This is a genomic window from Aquitalea sp. ASV11, assembly GCF_016429185.1.
GTDB classification, from domain to species: domain Bacteria; phylum Pseudomonadota; class Gammaproteobacteria; order Burkholderiales; family Chromobacteriaceae; genus Aquitalea; species Aquitalea pelogenes.
This window is the reverse complement of record NZ_JAELUD010000191.1, coordinates 1-345: the sequence shown is the minus strand read 5'-3', so window position 1 is coordinate 345 and position 345 is coordinate 1. Positions and strand designations below refer to the sequence as shown.

The window sequence follows — 345 nt, the reverse complement described above, 5'->3', positions numbered from 1 at the left end:
TGATTTGCGAGATGGGCTTGTCGCTGTTTTCCCACATGGTCAGTACGTCGGCCAGCATCTGGGTGGGGTGCCATTCGTCGGTAAGGCCGTTGTACACCGGGACGCCGGCGAATTTGGCCAGTTCGTTTTCCACCATGTCCTGGTCGAAACCGCGGTATTCGATGGCGTCATACATGCGACCCAGCACGCGGGCGGTGTCTTTCATCGATTCCTTGATGCCGATCTGCGAGCCGGACGGTCCGAGGTAGGTGACGTTGGCGCCCTGGTCGTAGCAGGCCACTTCAAACGCGCAGCGGGTGCGGGTGGAGGTTTTTTCGAAGATCAGGGCGATGTTCTTGCCCTTCA

The 345-nt window shown here is 59.1% G+C and carries 1 pseudogene; it reads right to left on the bottom strand.

What is annotated here, in order from left to right:
- Positions 1–345 (bottom strand): annotated as a pseudogene (locus JHD62_RS21645) (ornithine carbamoyltransferase subunit F); the annotation flags it as partial.